This window comes from Sphaerotilus sp., from assembly GCF_034519685.1.
GTDB lineage: Bacteria > Pseudomonadota > Gammaproteobacteria > Burkholderiales > Burkholderiaceae_C > Sphaerotilus.
Genome location: NZ_JAXHOF010000002.1, coordinates 499,166 through 520,983 on the forward strand (window position 1 = coordinate 499,166; position 21,818 = coordinate 520,983).

The 21,818-nt window shown below is 66.7% G+C and carries 18 protein-coding genes; 6 read left to right on the plus strand and 12 right to left on the minus strand.

What is annotated here, in order from left to right; genetic code table 11:
• Window positions 1-2,534: 2,534 nt before the first annotated feature.
• Complete coding sequence (moaC, locus tag U5O44_RS02750; protein ID WP_322586928.1) at window positions 2,535-3,014, minus strand: cyclic pyranopterin monophosphate synthase MoaC; 480 nt, start codon at window positions 3,012-3,014, stop codon at window positions 2,535-2,537.
• 98 nt (window positions 3,015-3,112) lie between these two features.
• Here moaC and U5O44_RS02755 point away from each other — a divergent pair, with 98 nt between their 5' ends.
• On the plus strand, window positions 3,113-4,720 hold the full coding sequence (locus U5O44_RS02755; RefSeq protein ID WP_322586929.1) for a M48 family metalloprotease: 1,608 nt from the start codon (window positions 3,113-3,115) through the stop codon (window positions 4,718-4,720).
• A 26-nt stretch (window positions 4,721-4,746) separates the two neighbouring features.
• Here U5O44_RS02755 and U5O44_RS02760 read toward each other — a convergent pair whose 3' ends face one another.
• On the minus strand, window positions 4,747-5,103 hold the full coding sequence (locus U5O44_RS02760; protein ID WP_322586930.1) for a phage holin family protein: 357 nt from the start codon (window positions 5,101-5,103) through the stop codon (window positions 4,747-4,749).
• A gap of 360 nt (window positions 5,104-5,463) precedes the next feature.
• Here U5O44_RS02760 and U5O44_RS02765 point away from each other — a divergent pair, with 360 nt between their 5' ends.
• Window positions 5,464-6,444 carry a TerC family protein gene (locus U5O44_RS02765; protein WP_322586931.1) on the plus strand — a complete coding sequence of 327 codons (981 nt, stop codon included), beginning with the start codon at window positions 5,464-5,466 and terminating at the stop codon, window positions 6,442-6,444.
• A 116-nt stretch (window positions 6,445-6,560) separates the two neighbouring features.
• On the opposite strand, the gene sucD is transcribed toward U5O44_RS02765, so the two are convergent.
• The 4 genes from sucD to recA all read right to left on the minus strand — a co-directional run bounded on the left by sucD (window position 6,561) and on the right by recA (window position 10,372).
• Complete coding sequence (sucD, locus tag U5O44_RS02770) at window positions 6,561-7,457, minus strand: succinate--CoA ligase subunit alpha (RefSeq protein ID WP_322586932.1); 897 nt, start codon at window positions 7,455-7,457, stop codon at window positions 6,561-6,563.
• Between the two features lie 25 nt (window positions 7,458-7,482).
• Entirely contained in the window at window positions 7,483-8,643 is a 1,161-nt protein-coding gene (gene sucC / locus U5O44_RS02775; protein ID WP_322586933.1) for an ADP-forming succinate--CoA ligase subunit beta, read from the minus strand.
• Between the two features lie 168 nt (window positions 8,644-8,811).
• Window positions 8,812-9,273 (minus strand): recombination regulator RecX, encoded by a 462-nt coding sequence (gene recX, locus U5O44_RS02780; RefSeq protein ID WP_322586934.1) that lies wholly within the window; start codon window positions 9,271-9,273, stop codon window positions 8,812-8,814.
• A gap of 4 nt (window positions 9,274-9,277) precedes the next feature.
• Complete coding sequence (gene recA, locus U5O44_RS02785) at window positions 9,278-10,372, minus strand: recombinase RecA (RefSeq protein ID WP_322586935.1); 1,095 nt, start codon at window positions 10,370-10,372, stop codon at window positions 9,278-9,280.
• A 177-nt stretch (window positions 10,373-10,549) separates the two neighbouring features.
• Between recA and U5O44_RS02790 the strand changes: the two genes are divergently transcribed.
• Both U5O44_RS02790 and U5O44_RS02795 read left to right on the plus strand, forming a co-directional pair.
• Complete coding sequence (locus tag U5O44_RS02790) at window positions 10,550-11,224, plus strand: response regulator transcription factor (RefSeq protein ID WP_310463234.1); 675 nt, start codon at window positions 10,550-10,552, stop codon at window positions 11,222-11,224.
• A 55-nt stretch (window positions 11,225-11,279) separates the two neighbouring features.
• Complete coding sequence (locus U5O44_RS02795) at window positions 11,280-12,746, plus strand: sensor histidine kinase (protein WP_322587104.1); 1,467 nt, start codon at window positions 11,280-11,282, stop codon at window positions 12,744-12,746.
• Here the strand turns inward: U5O44_RS02795 and rodA are convergent.
• From rodA to U5O44_RS02820, 5 genes are all read right to left on the minus strand, one after another.
• Entirely contained in the window at window positions 12,723-13,883 is a 1,161-nt protein-coding gene (gene rodA, locus U5O44_RS02800) for a rod shape-determining protein RodA (protein WP_322587105.1), read from the minus strand. The genes U5O44_RS02795 and rodA overlap by 24 nt on opposite strands.
• A 2-nt stretch (window positions 13,884-13,885) precedes the next feature.
• Window positions 13,886-16,078, minus strand: a complete 2,193-nt coding sequence (mrdA, locus tag U5O44_RS02805; protein ID WP_322587106.1) for a penicillin-binding protein 2 — start codon at window positions 16,076-16,078, stop codon at window positions 13,886-13,888.
• 20 nt (window positions 16,079-16,098) lie between these two features.
• On the minus strand, window positions 16,099-16,617 hold the full coding sequence (gene mreD, locus U5O44_RS02810; protein WP_322586936.1) for a rod shape-determining protein MreD: 519 nt from the start codon (window positions 16,615-16,617) through the stop codon (window positions 16,099-16,101).
• A complete protein-coding gene (gene mreC / locus U5O44_RS02815; RefSeq protein WP_322586937.1) occupies window positions 16,614-17,564 on the minus strand; it encodes a rod shape-determining protein MreC in 951 nt (316 codons plus the stop codon). The genes mreD and mreC overlap by 4 nt, the downstream gene beginning before the upstream one ends.
• 63 nt (window positions 17,565-17,627) lie before the next feature.
• Window positions 17,628-18,671: a rod shape-determining protein gene (locus U5O44_RS02820; RefSeq protein WP_310463230.1), complete on the minus strand. Its 1,044-nt coding sequence runs from the start codon at window positions 18,669-18,671 to the stop codon at window positions 17,628-17,630.
• A 195-nt stretch (window positions 18,672-18,866) separates the two neighbouring features.
• Between U5O44_RS02820 and gatC the strand changes: the two genes are divergently transcribed.
• Both gatC and gatA read left to right on the plus strand, forming a co-directional pair.
• A complete protein-coding gene (gene gatC, locus U5O44_RS02825; protein ID WP_322586938.1) occupies window positions 18,867-19,166 on the plus strand; it encodes an Asp-tRNA(Asn)/Glu-tRNA(Gln) amidotransferase subunit GatC in 300 nt (99 codons plus the stop codon).
• Between the two features lie 17 nt (window positions 19,167-19,183).
• Window positions 19,184-20,701, plus strand: coding sequence for an Asp-tRNA(Asn)/Glu-tRNA(Gln) amidotransferase subunit GatA (gene gatA, locus U5O44_RS02830; protein WP_322586939.1), 1,518 nt, complete (start codon window positions 19,184-19,186; stop codon window positions 20,699-20,701).
• A gap of 22 nt (window positions 20,702-20,723) precedes the next feature.
• On the opposite strand, the gene U5O44_RS02835 is transcribed toward gatA, so the two are convergent.
• Entirely contained in the window at window positions 20,724-21,755 is a 1,032-nt protein-coding gene (locus U5O44_RS02835; protein ID WP_322586940.1) for an extracellular catalytic domain type 2 short-chain-length polyhydroxyalkanoate depolymerase, read from the minus strand.
• Window positions 21,756-21,818: the final 63 nt, after the last annotated feature.

Here is a 21,818-nt window from a genome sequence, read left to right on the forward strand (position 1 = left end):
CCCGGTGAAGGGGTTATGCGTTCCCTGTGGCGGTGATCGTCCCCGTCAGGGTTCGATGAAGAAACCGGGGTCTTTTGGTGAGTGAGGTTCTGAGTTTTAGGCAGCGGGGGTGTCTGGGAGAGGTTCGCCGGGCGTGGGTGTGGTGTTTGCGCCCTTTGCGAAGTCAGGTTTCGGGCCCAGCGTCTGCGGGGGGGAGTGGCAGCGGTCTTCACGGCCTTGTGTCGCCCCGTGATGAGTTCGCGGGTGTCGTCGTGATGAGTTGTAGGGGTGGGGAAAAAAGCTGATGACGGCACTGGGGGCGCTTGTTGAGGGGCAGTGCCTGGCGTGTCGTCCTGGTCTTGTTGAGGAAGAAGGAAGAAAGCTGTTGGAGTTGCGGGGGGGGGCTGGAACGGTCCTCTGGGAAAGTCCTAGGGGTGGTCCGTTCGGCGTCAGTGTCTGGGTCCTTACCTCGGGATCATAAGGCGTGTCTGGGCCTGAAAGGTAGGGGAGGTTCGGGCGCTGGTTGCGTTCTCTGGGAACAATGCGTCTGGATGCTGACCTTCTGCGGCGTGTGCTGAAATACGGATCAACGCCGGGGCGTCCTCGTCCCGAGCCTTGGTTCTGCCCCGTGACCTCTGCCGTGGACCAGCGCGAGTCGCGGAAGCGGCGTGCATCGTCTGGCGTGCTCTTCGACGCGGGCGCCCTGTGTGCCGGGGTGTGCGGGAGGCTTCAAGGATGGAACGACTGGTCAGGAATTGGTCCTGTGGCTCGCCCGCGAAGGTCTGACGATGCCTCCCGTTCGGGGAAATTGGCGACCCTGCGGCCTCGATGTTGCAGATAACGGACGCAGAGGGGAAGTGGGACGACGGCCGTTCTCCTTCAGGGCTGAAGAACTGGCCGAAGAAAGGATCTGGGGTATTACGGGCGGAGGCTTTCGCCTGGTTACGGAAGGGGCAAAGAAGGAGGGGACGCGCGGGACGTGTGGGAGTCGTTGACCGAGATATAGGGGGAAAGCCAAGCCCCGCTTCGAGTCTCGGGATGGTTAAAGATCGGCGTGAAGGGTTGTTGGTGGCTGAAGCTGTGGGGGCGACTGGCCACAGGCCGGCGGTTTGGAACGTGGTAGGCCTGACGGCCTGAACCTGTGGAGGGACTAAGGGACTAGATGGACTAGTCCCGGCCTCTTGGGGAAAATGTGTACGTCTTGTTACGTGTTTTCTCCACGTAAGGGTCATATCTGTCCTCTGTCCCTCTGTCCCTCCGAAAAGAGAGAGAAACGAATGGAACCAACGGAAAGGGGCGCAAGCCCGCAGGCTCGCACACTGCCAGGGGTGCGGGGTTGGACAACCTGGCTGGTGTGTGGGAGCGGTAGGGCAGGCGCACGGGGCAAGCCTTGCCGATGGCCTGCGCATCCAGCGCCAGAGGTCGAAGCCTGAAAGCCCGGCGTCCCGAGGCGCTGGCCGTCTCGCCCGGCGCTACCGTGTTGGAGCGCTTTCGCGCTTCGCCGAGGACGCGTGGCAGAGAGGGGGGCAGGCGCGGGGAGTTGCGGGGCGCGCTTCAGGCACAGCAGGCCTACGCGCGAACCTTCACCCTCGTTCGGGCTGGCAGGGCAGACGCCTGCGCGCGGCTTCAGAAAGGTTGAGGGGCAAGGTGCCACCGAAGCGGAGGGGCGCTGTGGTGCGCTGGTGGGGTCTTCTGAGGGTGAGGGGGTGGAGTGGAGCGGGGCGCCCGGTGAGTGTGTGGGTGTGTGACGAGGCCGAAGCAGAGGAAGCCCTGGCCTACGTCGGGCGGTGCATGGCCTTGTGGGCGCCGGTGGCCTGGTCCGGCGGCACCGGGTCGGAGAAGGGGTGGGTGGAGGGTATGGCGTTCCTGATTTTGGAAAAAAGCCGGAGACGTTTTGGGGGGTGGTGGATCCGGGAACAGCGCGCAGGAACAGAAAGTTACCCCGTCACCTGGCAAAGGGTGAGCGGACAGCCTGGTAGAGGTCGGGCAGAGGTCGGGGACGACCAGCGCCAGCCCGACAGCCTGGCAGAGACCGAAGGGGGAGGGCAGCGAGCCGGAAGCCTGGAAAGGTGGGCGCACAGCCCGGTGAAAGGCAGCGGGTTGCAGGTTTGAGGTGGTACCGGGTCGATTTATCACTAGCGATAAGTGAAGGTTATCGCTAGTAATGAGCTTGTCACCCCCCGAAGTCGTGTAACTCAAGCCCTAGGATTCATGTAACTCGGGGCAAGTTTTCGGCCAGCGCCAGCCAACAGGCGGCAGGGTTCGAGCCAATCAGCGCCAGTCGGGGTTACAGGGCCAGCCCGACAGCCTGGCAGAGGTCGAGTGAACCAGCGCCAGCCCGACAGCCTGGCAGAAGCCTGGTGAGGCAGCGCCAGCCGGACAGCCTGGCAGAGATCGGGGGGACCAGCGCCAGCCGGACAGCCTGGTAGAAGGTGGGCAGGACTGTCCCAGCGATGGCACAGTCCCCCTTGTGGTCCTCATTTTCGAGGAGTGTCAGGAACGCTTGTGACCATGCTCCTTTGGTGCTCCAATGCGAGAAGCACGAAGGAACAGATTCACTCTGCGACCCAGTCCCCCGACTTGCCGCCGCGCTTCTCCAGCAGGCGCACGTCGGTCATCGTCATGCCCCGGTCGGCCGCCTTGCACATGTCGTAGATGGTGAGCAGGCCGACCTGCACGGCGGTGAGCGCTTCCATCTCGACGCCGGTGCGGCCCAGCGTCTCCACGGTCGCCTGGCAGTGCACGGCGGAGGCGGCCTCGTCGATCTCGAACGCCACCGCGACCCGCGTGATCGGCAGCGGGTGGCACAGCGGGATCAGGTCGGATGTGCGCTTGGCGCCCTGGATGGCGGCGATGCGGGCGATGCCGATCACGTCGCCTTTCTTGGCGTGCCCCTGGGTGATGAGCGCCAGCGTGGCCGGCAGCATGCGGATCGTGCCCGTGGCGGTGGCGACGCGGTGGGTTTCGCGTTTCTCGGCCACGTCCACCATGTGGGCCTGGCCGTGGGCGTCGAAGTGGGTCAGGGGAGAGTTCATCGGGCGTCGGATCCGCTCAGCAGGGATTTACACAGGGGTGACACAGAGCGGGCATCATACGCAGCCCCGTTGCTTCTCCCGCCCCCGGCGGGCAGGCCATGACCGCTTCCTGTTCTGTTGCTCGACGACATGGTGCCCGGCGCTGGCCGGTGTGGGGGGCTGTGCTGTCCGCGGCGCTGGCCGTGGCGCCCCTGTCGCTGGGGCTGTCGGCGGCGGTGCAGGCGCAATCGACGCTGCCTGCGCTCGGGGACGCGGCGGCGGCGGACCTCACGGTCGGCGCCGAGCGTCGGCTGGGCGACCGGATCATGCGCGAGATCCGGCGGGATCCGGACTGGCTGGATGATCCGCTGCTGCAGGACTACCTGAACAGCCTCTGGCAGCCGCTGCTGGTCGCAGCCCGGGCGCGGGGCGATCTCTCCGATGACCAGCAGACCCATTTTGCATTGCAGGCTTTCCTGGTGCGGGACCGCTCGATCAACGCCTTTGCGCTGCCGGGCGGCTATGTCGGGGTCCACCTGGGCCTGATCGCGCTGACCAGCTCGCGTGATGAACTCGCGGCCGTGCTCGCCCACGAGCTGTCGCACATCACCCAGCGGCACATCGCCCGCAACATGGCGAGCAGCCGGCGGCAGTCGATGTTGAGCGTGGCGTCGATGATCGTGGGCATCCTGGCGGCGTCGCGCAGCCAGAATGTGGACGCGGCCAATGCCGTGATCGTGGGCGGGCAGGCCGCGGCCGTGCAGGGCCAGCTGAACTTCTCGCGCGACATGGAGCGCGAGGCGGACCGGGTCGGTTTTGGCGTGCTGGACGCTGCGGGATTCGCACCGGATGGCATGGCCAGCATGTTCGACCAGATGCAGTTCGCGTCGCGGTTGAACGACTCCGGCCAGTTCCCCTACCTGCGCACGCACCCGCTCACCAGCGAGCGGATTGCCGAGGCGCGTGGCCGGCTGGGCACGGGCGCCGACCGCAAGGCCGCAGCAGCCTCGGCGCAGTGGCTGCATGCCGCGATGCAGGGACGGGCACGCGCCTGGATGGATGGCCGCACGCAGACGCTGACCCGGCTGTCGGGTGGCGGTGTGCCCACTGCCGCGGCTGCCGCCCAGACGCCCCAGGCCCTGGCCACGGCCTGCGCTGCAGCGATTGCCGCCACGCGGCTGAAGGACTGGCGTGTGGCCGATGCCGCGCTGGCCCGCGCGCGCGCGCTGGCCACTCCGCAGGGCGAGGCGGTGCTGCGCGCGGTGCAGGTGTTGCAGGTCGAGTCGCTGCTGGAGCGCGGGCAGGCGGTCGAGGCGGCGCGGGTGCTGTCGATCGGGGTGCTGGATGGCTCGCGGGCGGGTCTGCTGCTGGGCGCTCGGCTGGCGGCGCTGCCCGGCTCCGAGGCTGCCCTGGTGTCCCGCACCCGCGAGGAACTCCAGACCTGGGTGGTGCTGCATGCGGACGATGCGGGTGCCTGGCTGGCGCTGGCGCAGGTGAACGAGCGTCTGGGGGTGCCGCTCGCTGCCTTGCGCGCGCATGCCGAAGCACGGTTTGCGCAGGGCGATCTCTCGGGCGCGGTCGATCGCCTCCGCGCGGGTCAGCGGCTGGCGCGCAGCAGCGGGGCGGTGGAGTCAATGGAAGGGGTGATCATCGAGTCGCGCCTGAAGGTGATCGAGCAGCAGCGCCGCGTCGAGATGGAGCAGGAGCGCAACGGTTCGCAGAACTGACCTGATGCGGATGGAGGCCGCCTGGGTCAGTTGTCGTCGAACACACGCTCCAGCACCGTGTCGATGATGATGCCGCAGACGCTGTACAGCAGCGAGGCAACCAACGCTGCGACGAAGCTGACCACTTGCAGACCCGGCAGCAGCCACGCTGCGCTGTAGAACACCATCGCGTTCACGACGAAGAGGAACAGGCCGAGTGTCACGACGGTCACCGGCAGTGTCAGCACGATGAGCACCGGCCGCAGCACCGTGTTCAGCAGCCCCAGGATCAGCGCTGCCACCAGCGCGGCGCCATATCCCTGGACCTGGATGCCGGGGTAGAAATGGGCCGTCAGCAGCAGGGCCGCGGCCAGGAGGAACCAGCGTGCAAGCAGTTTGACCATGCGCGCGAGCATACACGGGTCGTGGTAAATTGTGACCTCCGTCACGGCTTGTCAGGGCATTCGAAATTCCACTTTGCTTGTGGGGAATATGTCCTGCCGTGCAGAATGCCGGGATCGAAAGGGGAGTAGCAGATGGCGCCCTGCCATCGCGTATCCCGTCAGTACGGTGACTGTCGCCATCACGGCAGCTCATCCGGGTTCGCAGGAGCTCTGTGCGTGATGCCTGTCGCCACAGCCCCCCGCAAGACCTTTCGGTGCGAGGTGGTTGTCCTGGGTTGAGCCCGACAATCGCGTTCTGCGCCGAAAGCAGCCACTTCGCCATCCTCTGTTCTCTTCGAATAACCGGATTGGAGTGGTCTCATGCAAACAATGGCGCCAGATTGGCTGTGGCTGTTTTTCGGGGCGGTGGTCGCGCTTGCCCTTTTTGTTGATTTTGTCGTGCTGCGCCGGCAGGGTGCGCATGAGGTGACCGTCCCCGAGGCGGTGAAATGGTCCATCGTCTGGGTGGCATTGAGCCTCGCCTTCAACGGACTGCTCTGGTGGGCCACCTGGCGCGAGCATGGCACCGAGATCGCCAACACCCGCGCACTCGAATTCCTGACCGGCTACCTGATCGAGAAGTCGCTCGCGGTCGACAACATCTTTGTCTTCCTGATGATCTTCACCTACTTTGCGGTGCCGCCGGCGTACCAGAAGCGGGTGCTGATGATCGGCATCATCGGGGCGATGGTGCTCCGCACGGTGTTGATCCTGGTGGGGGCCTGGCTGATCTCGCAGTTCCACTGGATCCTGTACCTCTTCGGCGCGTTCCTGCTGATCACCGGCATCAAGATGTGGTGGGCCGCTGGCCAGGAGCCGGACCTGGAGAGCAACCCGGCACTGAAGCTGCTGCGTCGCGTGCTGCCGGTCAGCAAGAACTTTGACGGCGAGAAGTTCTTCACCGTCGAGAACGGCAAGCGCATTGCCACGCCGCTGCTGCTGGTGATTGCGCTGGTGGGCATCACCGACGTGATCTTCGCGGTGGACTCGATCCCGGCGATCTTCGCGATCACCGACGATGCCTTCATCGTGCTGACCTCGAACATCTTCGCCATCCTGGGTCTGCGTGCGATGTACTTCCTGCTGGCGGCGATGGCGACGAAGTTCCACCTGCTCAGCTACGGTCTGGCGGTCATCCTGGCCTTCATCGGCACCAAGATGCTGCTGATCGACATCGTCAAGATCCCGGTGTTCGCCTCGCTCGGCGCGGTGATCGGCATTCTGGCGTTCACGATGTGGCTGAGCGTGCGCACCGCGCCGAAGATCGACATGCAAAAGGACAAGGCGATCGGCCACGGTTGATCGACGGTGCGGGCCATGCACGGGTCATGGGCCTGGGCATGGGATGCAAAAAAGCCACTCCTCGGAGTGGCTTTTTCATGCGCGACCGGCTTGCCCGGCCCGCCTAGCGGACTGGCTTACTTCAGCAGCGCCTTGAGCAGCTTGGCCATCTCGGAGGGGTTGCGCGTGACGGTGAAGCCACACTCTTCCATGATGGCGAGCTTGGCATCCGCCGTGTCGGCACCACCGGAGATCAGCGCACCGGCGTGGCCCATGCGCTTGCCGGCCGGCGCGGTCACGCCGGCGATGAAGCCCACGATCGGCTTGGTCATGTTCGCCTTGCACCACATCGCCGCTTCGGCTTCATCGGGTCCGCCGATCTCGCCGATCATGATGACCGCGTCCGTGTCCGGGTCGTCGTTGAACGCCCGCATGATGTCGATGTGCTTCAGCCCGTTGATCGGGTCGCCGCCGATGCCGACCGCGCTGGATTGGCCCAGACCGATCTCGGTCAACTGCGCCACCGCTTCATACGTCAGCGTGCCCGAGCGGGACACCACGCCGATGCGGCCCTTGCGGTGGATGTGACCCGGCATGATGCCGATCTTGATCTCTTCCGGCGTGATCAGGCCCGGGCAGTTCGGGCCGAGCAGCAGCGTCTTCTTGCCACCGGCCGCTTCCTTGGCCTTCATCTTGTTGCGCACTTCCAGCATGTCCCGCACGGGGATGCCTTCGGTGATGCAGATCGCCAGATCCAGGTCGGCTTCCACCGCTTCCCAGATCGCCGCGGCCGCGCCCGCCGGCGGCACGTAGATCACGCTGACGGTGGCGCCTTGCTGCTGCGCGGCTTCCTTCACGCTGGCGTAGATGGGGATGTCGGCGAACTTCTCGCCCGCCTTCTTCGGGTTCACGCCCGCGACGAAGGCGTTTCGGCCGTTCGCATACGCCTGGCAGCCCAGCGTGTGGAACTGGCCCGTCTTGCCCGTGATGCCCTGGGTGATGACGCGGGTGTCCTTGTTGATCAGGATGCTCATGTCTGTGTTCCTTGTGCTGCTGGGCTTACTTGACGGCTGCGACGATCGACGTCGCGGCTTCGGCCATCGTGTCGGCCGCGATGATCGGCAGGCCCGACTCGGCCAGCATCTTCTTGCCCAGATCCTCGTTCGTGCCCTTCATGCGCACCACCAGCGGCACCGACAGGTTCACCGCCTTGCACGCCACGATCACGCCCTCGGCGATGGTGTCGCACTTCATGATGCCGCCGAAGATGTTCACCAGGATGCCCTTGACCTCCGGGTTCTTCAGCATGATCTTGAACGCCTCGGTCACCTTCTCGGCCGTGGCGCCACCGCCCACGTCCAGGAAGTTCGCCGGCTCGCCGCCGAACAGCTTGATGGTGTCCATCGTCGCCATCGCCAGACCGGCGCCGTTCACCAGGCAGCCGATGTTGCCGTCCAGGCTGATGTAGGCCAGATCGAACTTCGAGGCTTCCACTTCCGCCGGATCTTCCTCGTCCAGGTCGCGGTAGGCCACGATCTCCGGGTGACGGAACAGCGCGTTCGCGTCGAAGTTGAACTTCGCGTCCAGCGCGATCAGCCCGCCCTTCGAATCACGGTTCAGCGGGTTGATCTCGACCAGCGAGGCGTCCGTGTCCATGTAGCAGCGGTACAGGTTCTGGAACAGGCCGACCGCTTGCGCCATCGACACGTCTTCCAGACCGATCGCGCGGGCGATCTTCTCGGCCTGCTCGGCGCCCAGACCCGTCAGCGGGTCGATCACCTCGGTGATGATCTTCTCGGGCGTCGAATGCGCGACTTCCTCGATGTCCATGCCGCCTTCAGAAGACGCGATGAACGCGACCTTCTGCGACTGGCGGTCGGTGACCAGCGAGACGTAGAACTCCTTCTGGATGTCCGCGCCGTCCTCGATGTACAGCCGGCGCACCTTCTGGCCTTCCGGGCCGGTCTGGTGCGTCACCAGCTGCATGCCCAGGATCTGCTCGGCCAGACGCTTCACGTCGTCCAGGCTCTTGGCCACCTTCACGCCGCCGCCCTTGCCGCGGCCACCCGCGTGGATCTGTGCCTTCACGACCCACACCGGGCCGCCCAGCTTCTGCGCGGCTTCCACCGCCTCCTGCACCGTGAACGCCGGGTAGCCGCGCGGCACCGGCACGTCGAACTGGCGCAGGACTTCCTTGCCTTGGTATTCGTGGATCTTCATCGGGTTGAACTCTTGGGGAGGATGGGAACGATGCGGGACTGCATGGCGTGGAGGTGGCGCGCAGCAGTGGGCGCCCGTTCGGCGTCGATGCCGAAGCGCGAAGACTTTAGCATGGTGCACTGCGGCAACCACATGCGTGGTAACCGCCATGTACCGCGCGGCGGCCGCTCAGTCCGGATCCGCGCCTTCGCCCTTGAGTACCCGTCGTACCACGTCGCCTGAAAAGCCCCGTGCCATCAGGAATCGCACCTGGCGACCGTGTTCACGTGGGTCTGTGGCCAATGTGCCGAACCGGCGAGCCCACACGGCATGGGCGCGTGCCAGCTCGCTGGGCTGTAACGCCTCCAGCGTGTCACGCATCTGCTCCGCCGTGATGCCCTTGAGACTGAGTTCTCGGCGGATGCGTGCGGCGCCATGGCCCGTTGCCCTGCGGTGGACCACCGAGGCCACAAACCGTTCCTCGCTCAAAAAGCCACGCGATTGCAACTCGTCCAGCACACGGTCGATTTCGGCCGGATCTTCGGCATGTGGGGCGAGCTTGCGGATGAGTTCACTGCGCGAGTGCTCACGTGCGGCGAGGTACTTCAGTGCCCGTCCCTTGAGACTGAGCGTAGGCCTTGCTGTGGCCATGCGGTCACGCCTTGCCCTTGCCCTTCGAATCCCCGGCTCCAGCCGGCTCGTTGCTGCTGCCGGGCAGCAGACTGACGCCCAGCGATTCCCGGATGCGGTTCTCGATTTCGTGGGCCAGATCGCGGTTCTCGCGCAGGAATTCGCGCGAGTTGTCCTTGCCTTGACCGATCTTTTCGCCCTTGTAGGCGTACCACGCGCCGGACTTGTCGACGATCTTGGCCGTGACGCCCAGGTCGATGATTTCACCTTCGCGGCTGATGCCCTCGCCATAGAGAATGTCGAAGTCGGCGGTCTTGAACGGAGGCGCGACCTTGTTCTTCACGACCTTGACGCGGGTTTCGCTGCCGATGACCTCTTCACCCTTCTTGATGGAGCCGACGCGGCGGATGTCCAGGCGCACTGAGGCGTAGAACTTCAGGGCGTTGCCGCCGGTGGTGGTCTCGGGGCTGCCGAACATCACGCCGATCTTCATCCGGATCTGGTTGATGAAGATGACCATGCAGTTGGTCTTCTTGATCGTGGCGGTGAGCTTGCGCAGGGCCTGGCTCATCAGGCGGGCCTGCAGGCCGGGCAGGGAGTCGCCCATCTCGCCTTCGAGTTCGGCCTTGGGGGTCAGTGCCGCGACCGAGTCCACGACGATCAGGTCGACCGAGCCCGAGCGCACCAGCGCGTCCACGATTTCCAGCGCCTGCTCGCCGGTGTCCGGCTGGCTGATCAGCAGGTCCTGCAGGTTGACGCCGAGTTTCTGGGCGTACTGGGCGTCCAGCGCGTGTTCGGCGTCGATGAAGGCGCAGACGCCGGCGAGCTTCTGCATCTCGGCGATCACCTGCAGCGTCAGCGTGGTCTTGCCCGAGGACTCCGGGCCGTAGATCTCGACCACACGGCCGCGTGGCAGACCACCGACACCGAGCGCGATGTCCAGCCCCAGCGAACCAGTGGAGCAGACCTGGATGTCCGCGACGACCTCGCCTTCGCCCAGGCGCATGATCGAGCCTTTGCCAAACTGCTTCTCGATCTGGGCCAGTGCGGCTTGCAGGGCCTTGGCTTTTTCGGTGCTGAGGGCGGTGCTGTTCGGGTTGGATTTGCTCGGAGCGTCCATCGAAATTCTCCTGGGTGGATGGGTCATTATGTCAAAAGCTGGATGTTTGTACAGTTTTTTTGGTGAGCATGGGCGCATGTGTCCCGGCATGGCATCTGTACCGATGCGGTACAGGGCCGGTCTTTCTACAATCACGGCCAAGCCCCCGTCCACAGGGGTATTGAGGAGACAGACGCCATGCGCATCCTGATCGCTGAAGATGACCAGATTCTGGCCGACGGTTTGTTGCGCAGCCTGCGTTCTGCAGGATACGCCGTCGACCATGTAGGCAACGGTTCCGAGGCCGACGCCGCCTTGGCCGCCCACGAATTCGACATGCTGATACTGGACCTGGGCTTGCCGAAGCTGCATGGTCTGGAGGTGCTGAAGAAGCTGCGCGCGCGCGGATCGTCGGTGCCGGTGCTGATCCTGACGGCCGCGGACAGCATCGAGCAGCGGGTCAAGGGCCTGGACCTTGGTGCCGACGACTACATGGCCAAGCCGTTCTCGCTGCAGGAACTCGAAGCCCGTGTGCGAGCGCTGACGCGGCGTGGCCTGGGGTCTGCCAGCGCGCTGATCAAGCATGGCCCGCTCACCTTCGATGCCACGGGTCGCGTGGCCTACATCAACGAGCAGATGATCGACCTGTCGGCACGCGAGCTGAGCCTGCTGGAGGTGCTGCTGCAGCGCGCCGGTCGCCTGGTGAGCAAGGACCAGCTGGTCGAGCGGCTGTGCGAATGGGGCGAAGAGGTCAGCAACAACGCCATCGAGGTCTACATCCACCGCCTGCGCAAGAAGATCGAGCAGGGACCAATCCGCATCGCCACGGTGCGGGGGCTGGGCTACTGCCTTGAGAAGATCGCCGCTGCCTGAGGGGGCATCGCGCCGGCGCGAGCAGCGATCGCTGTTCGGCGAGATCCTGGACTGGATGCTCGCGCCGCTGCTGCTGCTGTGGCCGATGAGTCTGGCGCTGACCTGGCTGGCGGCCCAGGGCATTGCCAGCCGCCCGTATGACCGGGCGCTGATCGAGTCGGTGCGCTCGCTGGCGCAGCGGGTGGAGGTGCGCGGCGACAGCGTCTACTTCGACCTGTCGCGCGAGACCGCCCGGATGCTGCGCGCCGACGAGGTGGACAACGTCTATTACCAGGTGCTGGGGCCCCGCGGCGAGTTCGTCAGCGGCGACCGTGATCTGATGCTGCCGGCGGATGAGACGCCCCGGGTGCTGGGCGAGATGCATGTGCGCGACGACGAGGTGCACGGTGACAGCGTGCGTGTGGCCTACCAGTGGGTCAGCGCAGGCCCGGGCGAGCGGGCCGTGCTGGTGCAGGTGGCCGAGACGCTGACCAAGCGTTCGCGGCTGGCCACCGAGATCATCAAGGGCGTGATCCTGCCGCAGTTCGTGATCCTGCCGGTGGCCGTGCTGCTGGTGTGGCTGGCGCTGGTGCGGGGGCTCGCGCCGCTCAATGCCCTGCAGCAGCGCATCCGCGAGCGTGACAGCGATGACCTTTCGCCAATCGACGTGCACGAGGTGCCGGAGGAGGTCTCGCCGCTGGTGCAGTCGATCAACGACTTGCTGGAGCGCCAGCAGTCCGCGCTGGTGACGCAGAAGCGCTTCCTGGCCGATGCGGCGCACCAGCTCAAGACGCCGCTGGCCGGTCTGCGCATGCAGGCCGAGCTGGCCACGCGCGAGATCGACGCCGGCCAGGGCGATCCTGCGGTCATGAAGGCCTCGCTGGCCCAGATGGCGCATGCCTCGCAGCGTGCGGCGCACATGGTCAACCAGCTGCTGTCGATGGCCCGTGCAGATGCCAAGGCCGGTACGGTCGCCCGTGACGAGGTGGATCTGGAGGCACTGGCCACCGACGTGGTGCGCGACTTCGTGCCGCGGTCGCTGGACGCCGGCATCGACCTTGGCTTCGAAGGGCCGGACACGCAGATTCCGAGCGGATTGCGCCGGCCGCGGGACATGCTGGTGCTGGGACACGCGATGCTGCTGCGCGAGCTGATCACCAACCTGGTCGACAACGCGCTGCATTACACGCCCCGGCGCGGCACGGTGACCGTGCGTGTCGTGCCGGATCCGTTCGGGCAGGTGGTGGTGCTGCAGATCGAGGATTCGGGGCCTGGCATTCCCGCCTCCGAGCGCGATCTGGTGTTCCAGCCCTTCTACCGTGCGCTGGGCACCACCGTCGATGGCTCCGGTCTCGGGCTGGCCATCGTCGCCGAGATCGCGCAGCAGCATGGCACCTCGGTCGTGCTGGACGATGCCAGGGCACCGGGCCAGGTGTCGCCGGGCGAGGGGCCGGGGGCGCGGTTCACGATCCGCCTGCGCCGTGCCGCGCCACCCGAGCCGGCGGCGCCGTCCGGTGACTCAGCTCTGCATGAGCCGGCGTGAGCGCGCGATCGACATCAGGATGCCCAGCGACAGCCCCAGTGTCACCATCGCCGTTCCGCCATAGCTCATGAAGGGCAGCGGCACGCCGACCACGGGCAGGATGCCGCTGACCATGCCCATGTTGACCATGGCGTAGACGAAGAAGCTCATCGTGATCGCGCCCGCCAGCAGTCGCGAGAAGGTGGTCGGGGCTTCGAAGGCGATCACCAGGCCGCGCAGGATCAGGAAGCTGTAGCAGCTGATCAGCAGCAGCACGCCGATCAGACCGAACTCCTCGGAGTAGGCGGCAAAGATGAAGTCCGAGGTGCGCTCCGGGATGAACTCCAGATGGGTCTGCGTGCCCTTCATGAAGCCCTTGCCGGTGATGCCGCCGGAGCCGATGGCGATCATGCCCTGGATGATGTGGAAGCCCTTGCCCAGCGGATCCCGGGTCGGGTCGAGCAGGGTGCAGACGCGGTGCTTCTGGTAGGTGTGCAGCACATGCCAGTCCACGCCCGGCTCGCAGATCGTCGGCCCCGCCAGCACGACGGCGATGATCCCGAGAATGCCGACCACGGACACTGGCAGGATCGCCTTCCAGGACAGTCCAGCAAAGTAGATGACGAAGAAGCCGGCGAAGAAGATCAGCAGTCCGGTGCCGAGATCGGGCTGCTTGGCCACCAGCAGGAAGGGAACGAGCACCAGCACGAGGGCCTGCACGATGTCGCTGGTGCGGGGGCGGCCTTCGCGGCGCTGGAACCACCAGGCGACCATCAGCGGCGTGGCGATCTTCAGGATCTCGCTGGGCTGGATGACGATGCCGACATTGAGCCAGCGGCGTGCGCCCTTGTGGGTCGGGTCGATGCCGAACAGCGCCGTGAGCACCAGCAGGATGACGCCCACGGTGTAGAGCGGCACGGCCAGGGTCAGCAGCCGCTGCGGCGGCACCTGGGAGACGACGAAGAACACGACCCCTGCCAGCACCATGTTGCGCACATGCAGCGCAAAGCGTGCGCCGTTGTCGTAGCCGGCCGAATACATGGCGACCAGCCCGATGGTGACCAGCGAGAAGATGGCCAGCAGCAGCAGCGGGTCGAAGCCGCTGAACCATGGCCGCACGCGCTGCCACAGCGTGGGTTGCCCGAACGAGGACTGCAGGATCATGGTGAGCGTGGGGTGGCGGGCATGGCGGGCATGGAGGCGGGCGTCGGGGGGAACGCGGGGGGCGTGCGGCGTGGCACCCAGAGCCGTGGCCGGGACGGCGCCAGCGGAGAGAGCACCACGCCGGAAGCCGCAGAGGCCATGCCTGGGGCGGAGGCCGCAGATGCGGACGCGGACGGGAAGCCCATGGCACTCGCGGCGGCAGAGGCTGCTGCGGCCTGGGCATCGAGCCCTGCGCCCCGGGTGGGGGGCAGCGGCACGCTGGCCATCGGGAGCCCCGGCTCGATCGGTGCCGACCCCTGGCCCTTCTGCACCAGCGCAATGTCTGCCGGTGTCGGGTAGATGCCGGAGATGACGTAGTCGAGCACCCGGCGCGAGATCGGGGCGGCCGCTTCGGCGCCGAAGCCGGCGTTCTCGACGATGATGGCCAGCGCGATGCGTGGCTCGTCCAGCGGGGCGAAGGCGGTGTAGAGCGAGTGGTCGCGCTGGTAGTCGGCGAGCTTGGCGGCGTTGTACTTCTCGTTCTGGCGCACGCCGACCGCCTGGGCGGTGCCGGTCTTGCCACCGCTGGCGTAGGCCGCACCGGCAAACACCTTGGTCGAGGTGCCGGTCTGGGTCACGCCGTGCATGGCCCGGTTGATCACGGCGACATGCTCGGGCTTGAGTGCCAGCGGTTCGACGGCTTGCGAGGACACAGTGCGCCGCTCGCGGGTGACGACGTTCTCGATCTCGCGCACGACCCGTGGCTCGAAGCGCAGCCCGCCCGACACCAGCGTGGCCATCGCGGAGGCAAGCTGCGTCATGGTGAAGTTGTTGTAGCCCTGGCCGATGCCCAGCGAGATCGTCTCGCCCGCGTACCAGCGTTTCTGCTCGGGGCGCTTGTACTTGTTGCGCTTCCACTCGGTCGAGGGCAGATCGCCGGTGGACTCGCCTTCGAGGTCGATGCCGGTCTTGCGCCCGAAGCTGTAGAGGTCCATCTGGTCGTGGATCAGGTCCACGCCCATCTCGTTGGCCAGCGAGTAGTAGTAGACGTTGCTCGACTGCACGATCGAGCGGGCCATGTCCACCGCCCCCAGACCATGGTCGCCATGGCTGCGGAAGCGGTGGTTGCCGAACATGAAGGAGCCGTTGTCGAGGATGGTCTGCCCGGCCGTGCGCTTGCCGGTGGCCAGCGCGGCCATGGCCATGAACGGCTTGTAGGTGGAACCGGGCGGGTAGGTGCCGCGCAGGGCACGGTTGAGCATGGGCTTGTCGAGCGACTCGTTGAGTTCCTTCCACGAGTCCTGGTCGATGCCGCCGACGAACAGGTTGGGGTCGAAGCCCGGCATGCTGACGAAGGCCAGTACCTCGCCGTTGCGCGGGTCGATGGCCACCAGGGCGCCACGCCGCTTGCCGAACAGCTCCTCGATCAGCGCCTGCAGCTTGATGTCGATCGACAGGCGCACGGTGTTGCCGGGCGTCGCGGGCTCGGAGCGCAGGCGGCGCACGGGGTGTCCGCCGGCGCTGGTCTCGACCTCCTCGAAGCCGGTGGTGCCGTGCAGCTCGCGCTCATAGCGCTGCTCGATGCCGAGCTTGCCGATCACGTCGGTGCCCCGGTAGTTGGCCTGGTCCTCGTCGGACCACTCGGCCATGTCGTCCTTCTCGCGCTGGTTGATGCGGCCGATGTAGCCCAGCACATGGCCACCAATCTCCCCGAACGGGTAGTTGCGGAACAGGCGGGCCTTGATCTCGACACCCGGAAAGCGGTAGCGCCGGGCGGTGAAGCGCGCGACCTCCTCGTCGCTGAGCTTGGTGCGGATCGGGATGGACTCGAAGCTCTTGGAGTCGCCCATCAGGCGCTTGAAGCGGCGGCGGTCGCGCGGCTGGATCTCGACCACTTCGGCGAGCTGGTCGATCACCTGCTCCAGGTCGTCTTCGAGCTGGGAGCGGGTGATCTCGAGCGTGTAGGCCGAGTAGTTGTCGGCCAGCACGACACCGTTGCGGTCGACGATGAGGCCACGGTTGGGCACGATCGGGACCACGGCGATGCGATTTTTCTCGGCGCGCGTGGTGAGTTCATCGAACTTGAGGACCTGCAGCGTGAACAGCCGCGCCACCAGCAGTCCGAAGCAGCACAGCACCACCAGCGCGGCCACGATCAGGCGGATGCGGAACCGGTCCAGCTCCTGCTCGACATTGCGCAGCTCGGTCATCGTCCCCAGGCCGATGGGCTTCACAGCGGTCGGTTCTTGTCAGGGTCCGGCGCGCGGCGCTGGGGCGCGAGCAGCAGCAGGCTCACCAACGGCCACAGCAGGCTCTCGAACAGCGGCGACAGCAGCACCGACCAGCCGGGGAACTCGCCGCCCGAGGCCATGCGCAGCAGCAGGGAGGTCAGGTGTGCCGCGGCGAACAGCGGCAGCACATGCAGCGCCTGCGCCGGAGCCGTGAACCACAGCAGGCGGCGGTGGATGGTGATGGCGAAATAGCTGACCAGCGTGTAGGCCAGTGCATGCTGGCCCAGCAGGCCGCCCTGGTGCACATCCATGAACAGGCCGAACACGAAGGCCGCACCCACGCCGACCCGGCGCGGCTGGTGGACATTCCAGAACACGAGTGCCAGCGCGATGAAATCCGGCATGGCCGGCTGGCGCCCCAGTGGCACCAGGTTCAGTCCGAACGCCACGAGCAGCGTCATCCACATGAACCACGGGTTCACCGGCAGCAGCAGCTGGTCGCTGGAGCGGGGCATCATGGCTTGCTGCTCCCCTTGGCGGCCGGTTTGGCGGCTGCGGCGTCCTTGGCGTGCACGGGCTGGCCGACATCGCTGGCGGCCGGCGGAGGGGGCAGCTGCGCTCCGACAGGTTCGAGCACCAGCACATGGCGCACGCTGTCGGGCACGGTGGCTGGGATGAGCGCGATCTTGGCAAAATCGGACTGGGTGCGCCGATCCAGGCGCCCCACCTTGGCCACGGGCAGGCCCGGTGGATAGACACCGTCCAGCCCCGAGGTCTGCAGGATGTCGCCTACCTGCACATCGGCATTGGCGGCCACGAAGCGCAGCTCCATGCGGTCGGCCGAAGGATCGCCGAATGCCACGCCGCGCAGGCCCGTGCGGACGTTGTGGACCGGGATGGCCGCGTTCTCGTCGATCACCAGCGTCACTTCGGAGGTCATGGGATAGACCCGCGTGACCTGTCCGATCACGCCCAGCTCATGGATGACCGGCGAGCCATGCTGCACGCCCTGGTTGCTGCCCCGGTCGATGATGATCTTGCGGGTGTAGGGGTCTGCTGCGTCATAGAGCACTTCTGCGGCGCGGGAGCGCACCGACAGCCGGTTGCGCAGTTCCAGCAGCGCGCGCAGTCGGGCGTTTTCCTGCAGCAGCTGTTCGGCCTGCAGCGAGCGCTCGGCCTGGCGGGTCAGCTCGGCGCGGGCACGCTCGGTGGTCTGCTGCGCCTGCGCGATCCCGGAGAGGTAGTCGTTGGCCGAGGCCAGGCCACGAACCGGTGCCAGCAAGGTCCGCTCGACCGGGTGCAGCAGCACGGCTGCCGCGGTCCGCAGCGGCGTGGTCAGGCCGACCCGCGAGTCGGCCGCCATGAGCAGCACCGACATCGACGCGAAGAACAGCAACTGCGACAGGGCCGACGGGCCTTGCCGGAAGAAGGGGGGCGGAGAACGGTCGAGGGTACCCAGTGGCATGTCAGCAGGTGCCGGCGTTCACCGGAGTTGCCGCGTCGACCGCGTTCACCGCGGCCGGCACGTTCACTCCGATGTGAAGATCGAACCCAGGCGCTCCATGCGCTCCAGCGCCATGCCGCAGCCGCGCACCACACAGGTCAGCGGATCCTCGGCGATCAGCACCGGCAGGCCGGTTTCCTCGGCGAGCAGGCGGTCCAGGTCGCGCAGCAGCGCGCCGCCGCCGGTCAGCATCATGCCGCGGTCGGCGATGTCGGCGCCGAGTTCGGGCGGGGTCTGCTCCAGCGCCTTCTTGACCGAGGAGACGATCTGGTTGAGCGGGTCGGTCAGCGCTTCGAGGATCTCGTTGCTGGAGACCGTGAAGCTGCGCGGCACGCCTTCGCTGAGGTTGCGGCCCTTGACTTCCATCTCCTTGATCTCGGAGCCGGGGAAGGCTGAGCCGATTTCCTTCTTGATGGCCTCGGCGGTGGGCTCGCCGATCAGCATGCCGTAGTTGCGGCGGATGTAGTTGATGATGGCTTCGTCGAACTTGTCGCCGCCGACGCGCACCGAGCCCTTGTAGACCATGCCGCCGAGCGAGATGACGCCGACCTCGGTCGTGCCGCCGCCGATGTCGACCACCATCGAGCCCGAGGCTTCCGACACCGGCATGCCGGCGCCGATCGCTGCCGCCATCGGCTCCTCGATCAGGTAGACCTCGCTGGCCCCGGCGCCGAGCGCCGATTCGCGGATTGCGCGGCGCTCGACCTGGGTCGAGCCGCAGGGCACGCAGATGATGATGCGCGGGCTCGGCCGCAGCAGCGAGCGCGGGTGCACCATCTTGATGAACTGCTTGAGCATCTGCTCGGTGACGGTGAAGTCGGCGATCACGCCGTCCTTCATCGGGCGGATGGCCTCGATGTTGCCCGGCACCTTGCCGAGCATCGCCTTGGCTTCGGCACCGACCGCCTGGATGGTCTTCTTGCCATGCGGGCCGCCCTCATGGCGAATGGCCACCACCGAGGGCTCGTTCAGCACGATGCCCGTGCCTCGAACATAGATCAGGGTATTGGCGGTGCCGAGGTCGATCGCGAGATCGGTAGAGAAATATCGACGCAACGATCCGAACATGGTGAACTCGTGGGCATTCCGGCGGCACGTTGGCGGCAGGAGCGCGTGACTGGAAGAGCGGGTGATAATACCCCATGGCTTGTGGCGTGGCCTTGGCCCCGCCGGGTCTGCCTCTTCATGTCGGCGACCGGTGGCCTCCCATGTAGGGGTCTTATCTGCGCCCAGTGCGCCCGTTTCATTTCATTGTTCACGAAAATGGCACTCACGCCCCAGGATGTGCGCCGGATTGCCAATCTGGCCCGGCTTGAACTGAGCGAGGCCGAGCAGGCAAGTCTGCTGGGCGAGCTCAACGGTTTCTTCAACATCGTCGAGCGCATGCGTGCGGTGGACACCACCGGCGTGGCGCCGCTGTACACCCCGCTGTCGGCTGTCCAGGAGGTTCACCTGCGCTTGCGCGAGGACGCGGTGACCGAGCACGACAACCGGGCCGCCAACCAGAAGAGCGCCCCGGCCGTCGAGGCCGGGCTGTTCCTGGTGCCCCGCGTGATCGAGTGAATCCGAGCGAGATGGCCATGACCCTGTCGACTTCCCTGTCCACCACGCCCCTGCACACCCTGGGCGTGGCCGAACTGTCGCACCTGCTCGACCAGAAGCAGGTTTCCAGCGTCGAGCTGACCCGCCACCTGCTGGACCGCCTGGAGGCCCATGCTGCGCTGGGTGCCTTCCTGTCCGTCGACGCTGACGTCGCGCTGGCCCAGGCGGCGGCTGCCGACGCCTGGCGCGCCCGTGGCGTGGCGGGCGCCGGCCACACATTGCTGGGCGTGCCGATCGCGCACAAGGACATCTTCGTCACCCGCGACTTCCCGAGCACCGCCGGCTCGAAGATGCTCGACGGCTACCGCAGCCCCTTCGACGCCACCGTGGTCAGCCGGCTGGCGTCGGCCGGGGCGGTGACGCTGGGCAAGCTCAACTGCGACGAGTTCGCGATGGGCGGCTCGAACGAGAACTCGGCCTACACCCCAGCGCGCAACCCGTGGAACACCGGCCGCATCCCGGGCGGCTCGTCCGGTGGCAGTGCGGTCGCGGTCGCCGCCCGCCTGATCCCGGCGGCCACCGGCACCGACACCGGCGGCTCCGTGCGCCAGCCCGCGTCGCTCACCGGCATCACCGGCATCAAGCCGACCTACGGCCGCTGCTCGCGCTACGGGATGATCGCCTTCGCCTCCAGCCTCGACCAGGCCGGCCCGATGGCGCGCTCGGCGCTCGACTGTGCCCACCTGCTGCAGGCCATGAGTGGCTTCGACCCGCGTGACGCGACCAGTGCCGAGCAGCCCGTGCCCGACTTCGTCGCCGCGACCACCACGCTGCGCGAAGGCGCGACCGCAGACCGCCCGCTCGTCGGCCTGCGCATCGGTCTGCCCAAGGAGTTCTTCGGCGAGGGCGTGTCGGCTGACGTGCTGGCCGCGACCCGCGCGGCGCTGGCCGAGCTGGAGACGCTGGGCGCCACGCTGGTCGAGGTCAGCCTGCCGCGCACCGAGCTGTCGATCCCCGTGTACTACATCATCGCCCCGGCCGAGGCCAGCTCGAACCTGAGCCGCTTCGACGGTGTGCGCTACGGGCACCGGGCAGCGCAGTACAAAGATCTGAACGACCTGTACCGCAAGAGCCGCAGCGAGGGCTTCGGCACCGAGGTCAAGCGCCGGATCATGATCGGCGCCTACGTGCTCTCGCATGGCTACTACGACGCCTATTACCTGCAGGCCCAGAAGCTGCGCCGCATGATCGCCGACGATTTCCAGGCGGCACTCAAGCAGTGCGACCTGATCGCCGGCCCGGTGTCGCCGACGGTGGCGCGCCCGATCGGCAGCCAGACCGACCCAGTGGCCGAGTACCTCGCCGACATCTTCACGCTGCCGGCGTCGCTGGCCGGGCTGCCGGGCATCAGCGTGCCGGCCGGCTTCGGCGCGGACGGGCTGCCTGTGGGCCTGCAGCTGATCGGCAACTACTGGCAGGAAGCCGCGTTGCTGCACGCCGGCCACGCGCTGCAGCAGGCCACCGACTGGCACCAGCAGGCGCCTGCCGGTTATTGATTGAGCGTGAGGCCAAGGCCCGTCAGCGGGCCTTGCCCAGCGCGTCGACCATCGCCTTGATGGCCGACATCTGCGAGCCCGCCTTCCAGGCGTAGGTCGGCCCGGTGTAGCCGAACCAGTCCCAGCAGCCCTTCGGATTGAACGGGACGTTCGAGGCGTTGACCTGCGGGTACAGCACCAGCATGCGGTTGTGTTCGGCCCACTCGTTGTAGCCGGTGTCGGCGATGAAGTTCTTGCCGACCTTCTCGGCGGATTGCTCGCAGCCGTGGATCGCGACGTGGACCTTGCAGGCCTGGCCCGCATCACACGACGGCGGCACATACAGGAAGGCTTCCTCGGCCATGCCCGTGCCGGCGGACGCGAACGCACGCTGGTTGAACGTCACCATGCGCCCGGCGAGGCTGGTGGCCTTGGGCTGCAGCTTGCCGTGGATGTGCGCCAGCAGCGCGCCGGACTGGTCGTAGCCCAGGCCGTTGACAACGCACTGGCTGATGTAGGGCGTGGCGTTGGCGTCGCAGGCGTTGCCGTAGGTTGGGGTGATGACGGCGTGGCCGGCGGGGATGTTGTTCACATAGAGCAGCTGGCTGTCGGGCACGCCCACCTGCTTGAAGAACGACACCGTGGCGTTGACGGCCGGTGGCTTGACGACGGTGTCCTTCGTGCCGCTGAACACATAGAGGCGGCGCTTTTTCAGGTTGCTCAGCTTGTCGATCTGGCCGGCGGCCTCGAACTGGCGCGCCGCGGCGCTCATGAGGGCGGCGTTCGGGTAGACCATCGGCACCTGGCCCATGCAGATGCCCGCGTAGGCGATGTTGCCCGCGGCGCAGTAGTACGGGCCGCCGGCGACGATGCCGGCACCCTTGAAGGTGGCGGAGTAGGCGACCTGCAGCTGGGCGGCCATGAAGGCGCCCGACGACAGGCCCGAGACCGAGACCTCGTTGCGGTCGATCTGGAAATGCGGCAGGGGCTCGGCGGCCTGGGCGGTCACACCTGGAAGCGCTGAAAGCGCGCAGGCCAGCAGGCAGGCGGGGGCGAAGAGGCGGTGGCGAGGCATGGAGCGGCTCCTGAGGTGGAGAATTTGGGACACCGGGAGCTGACTTTAGCCAAGAGCGTCAAC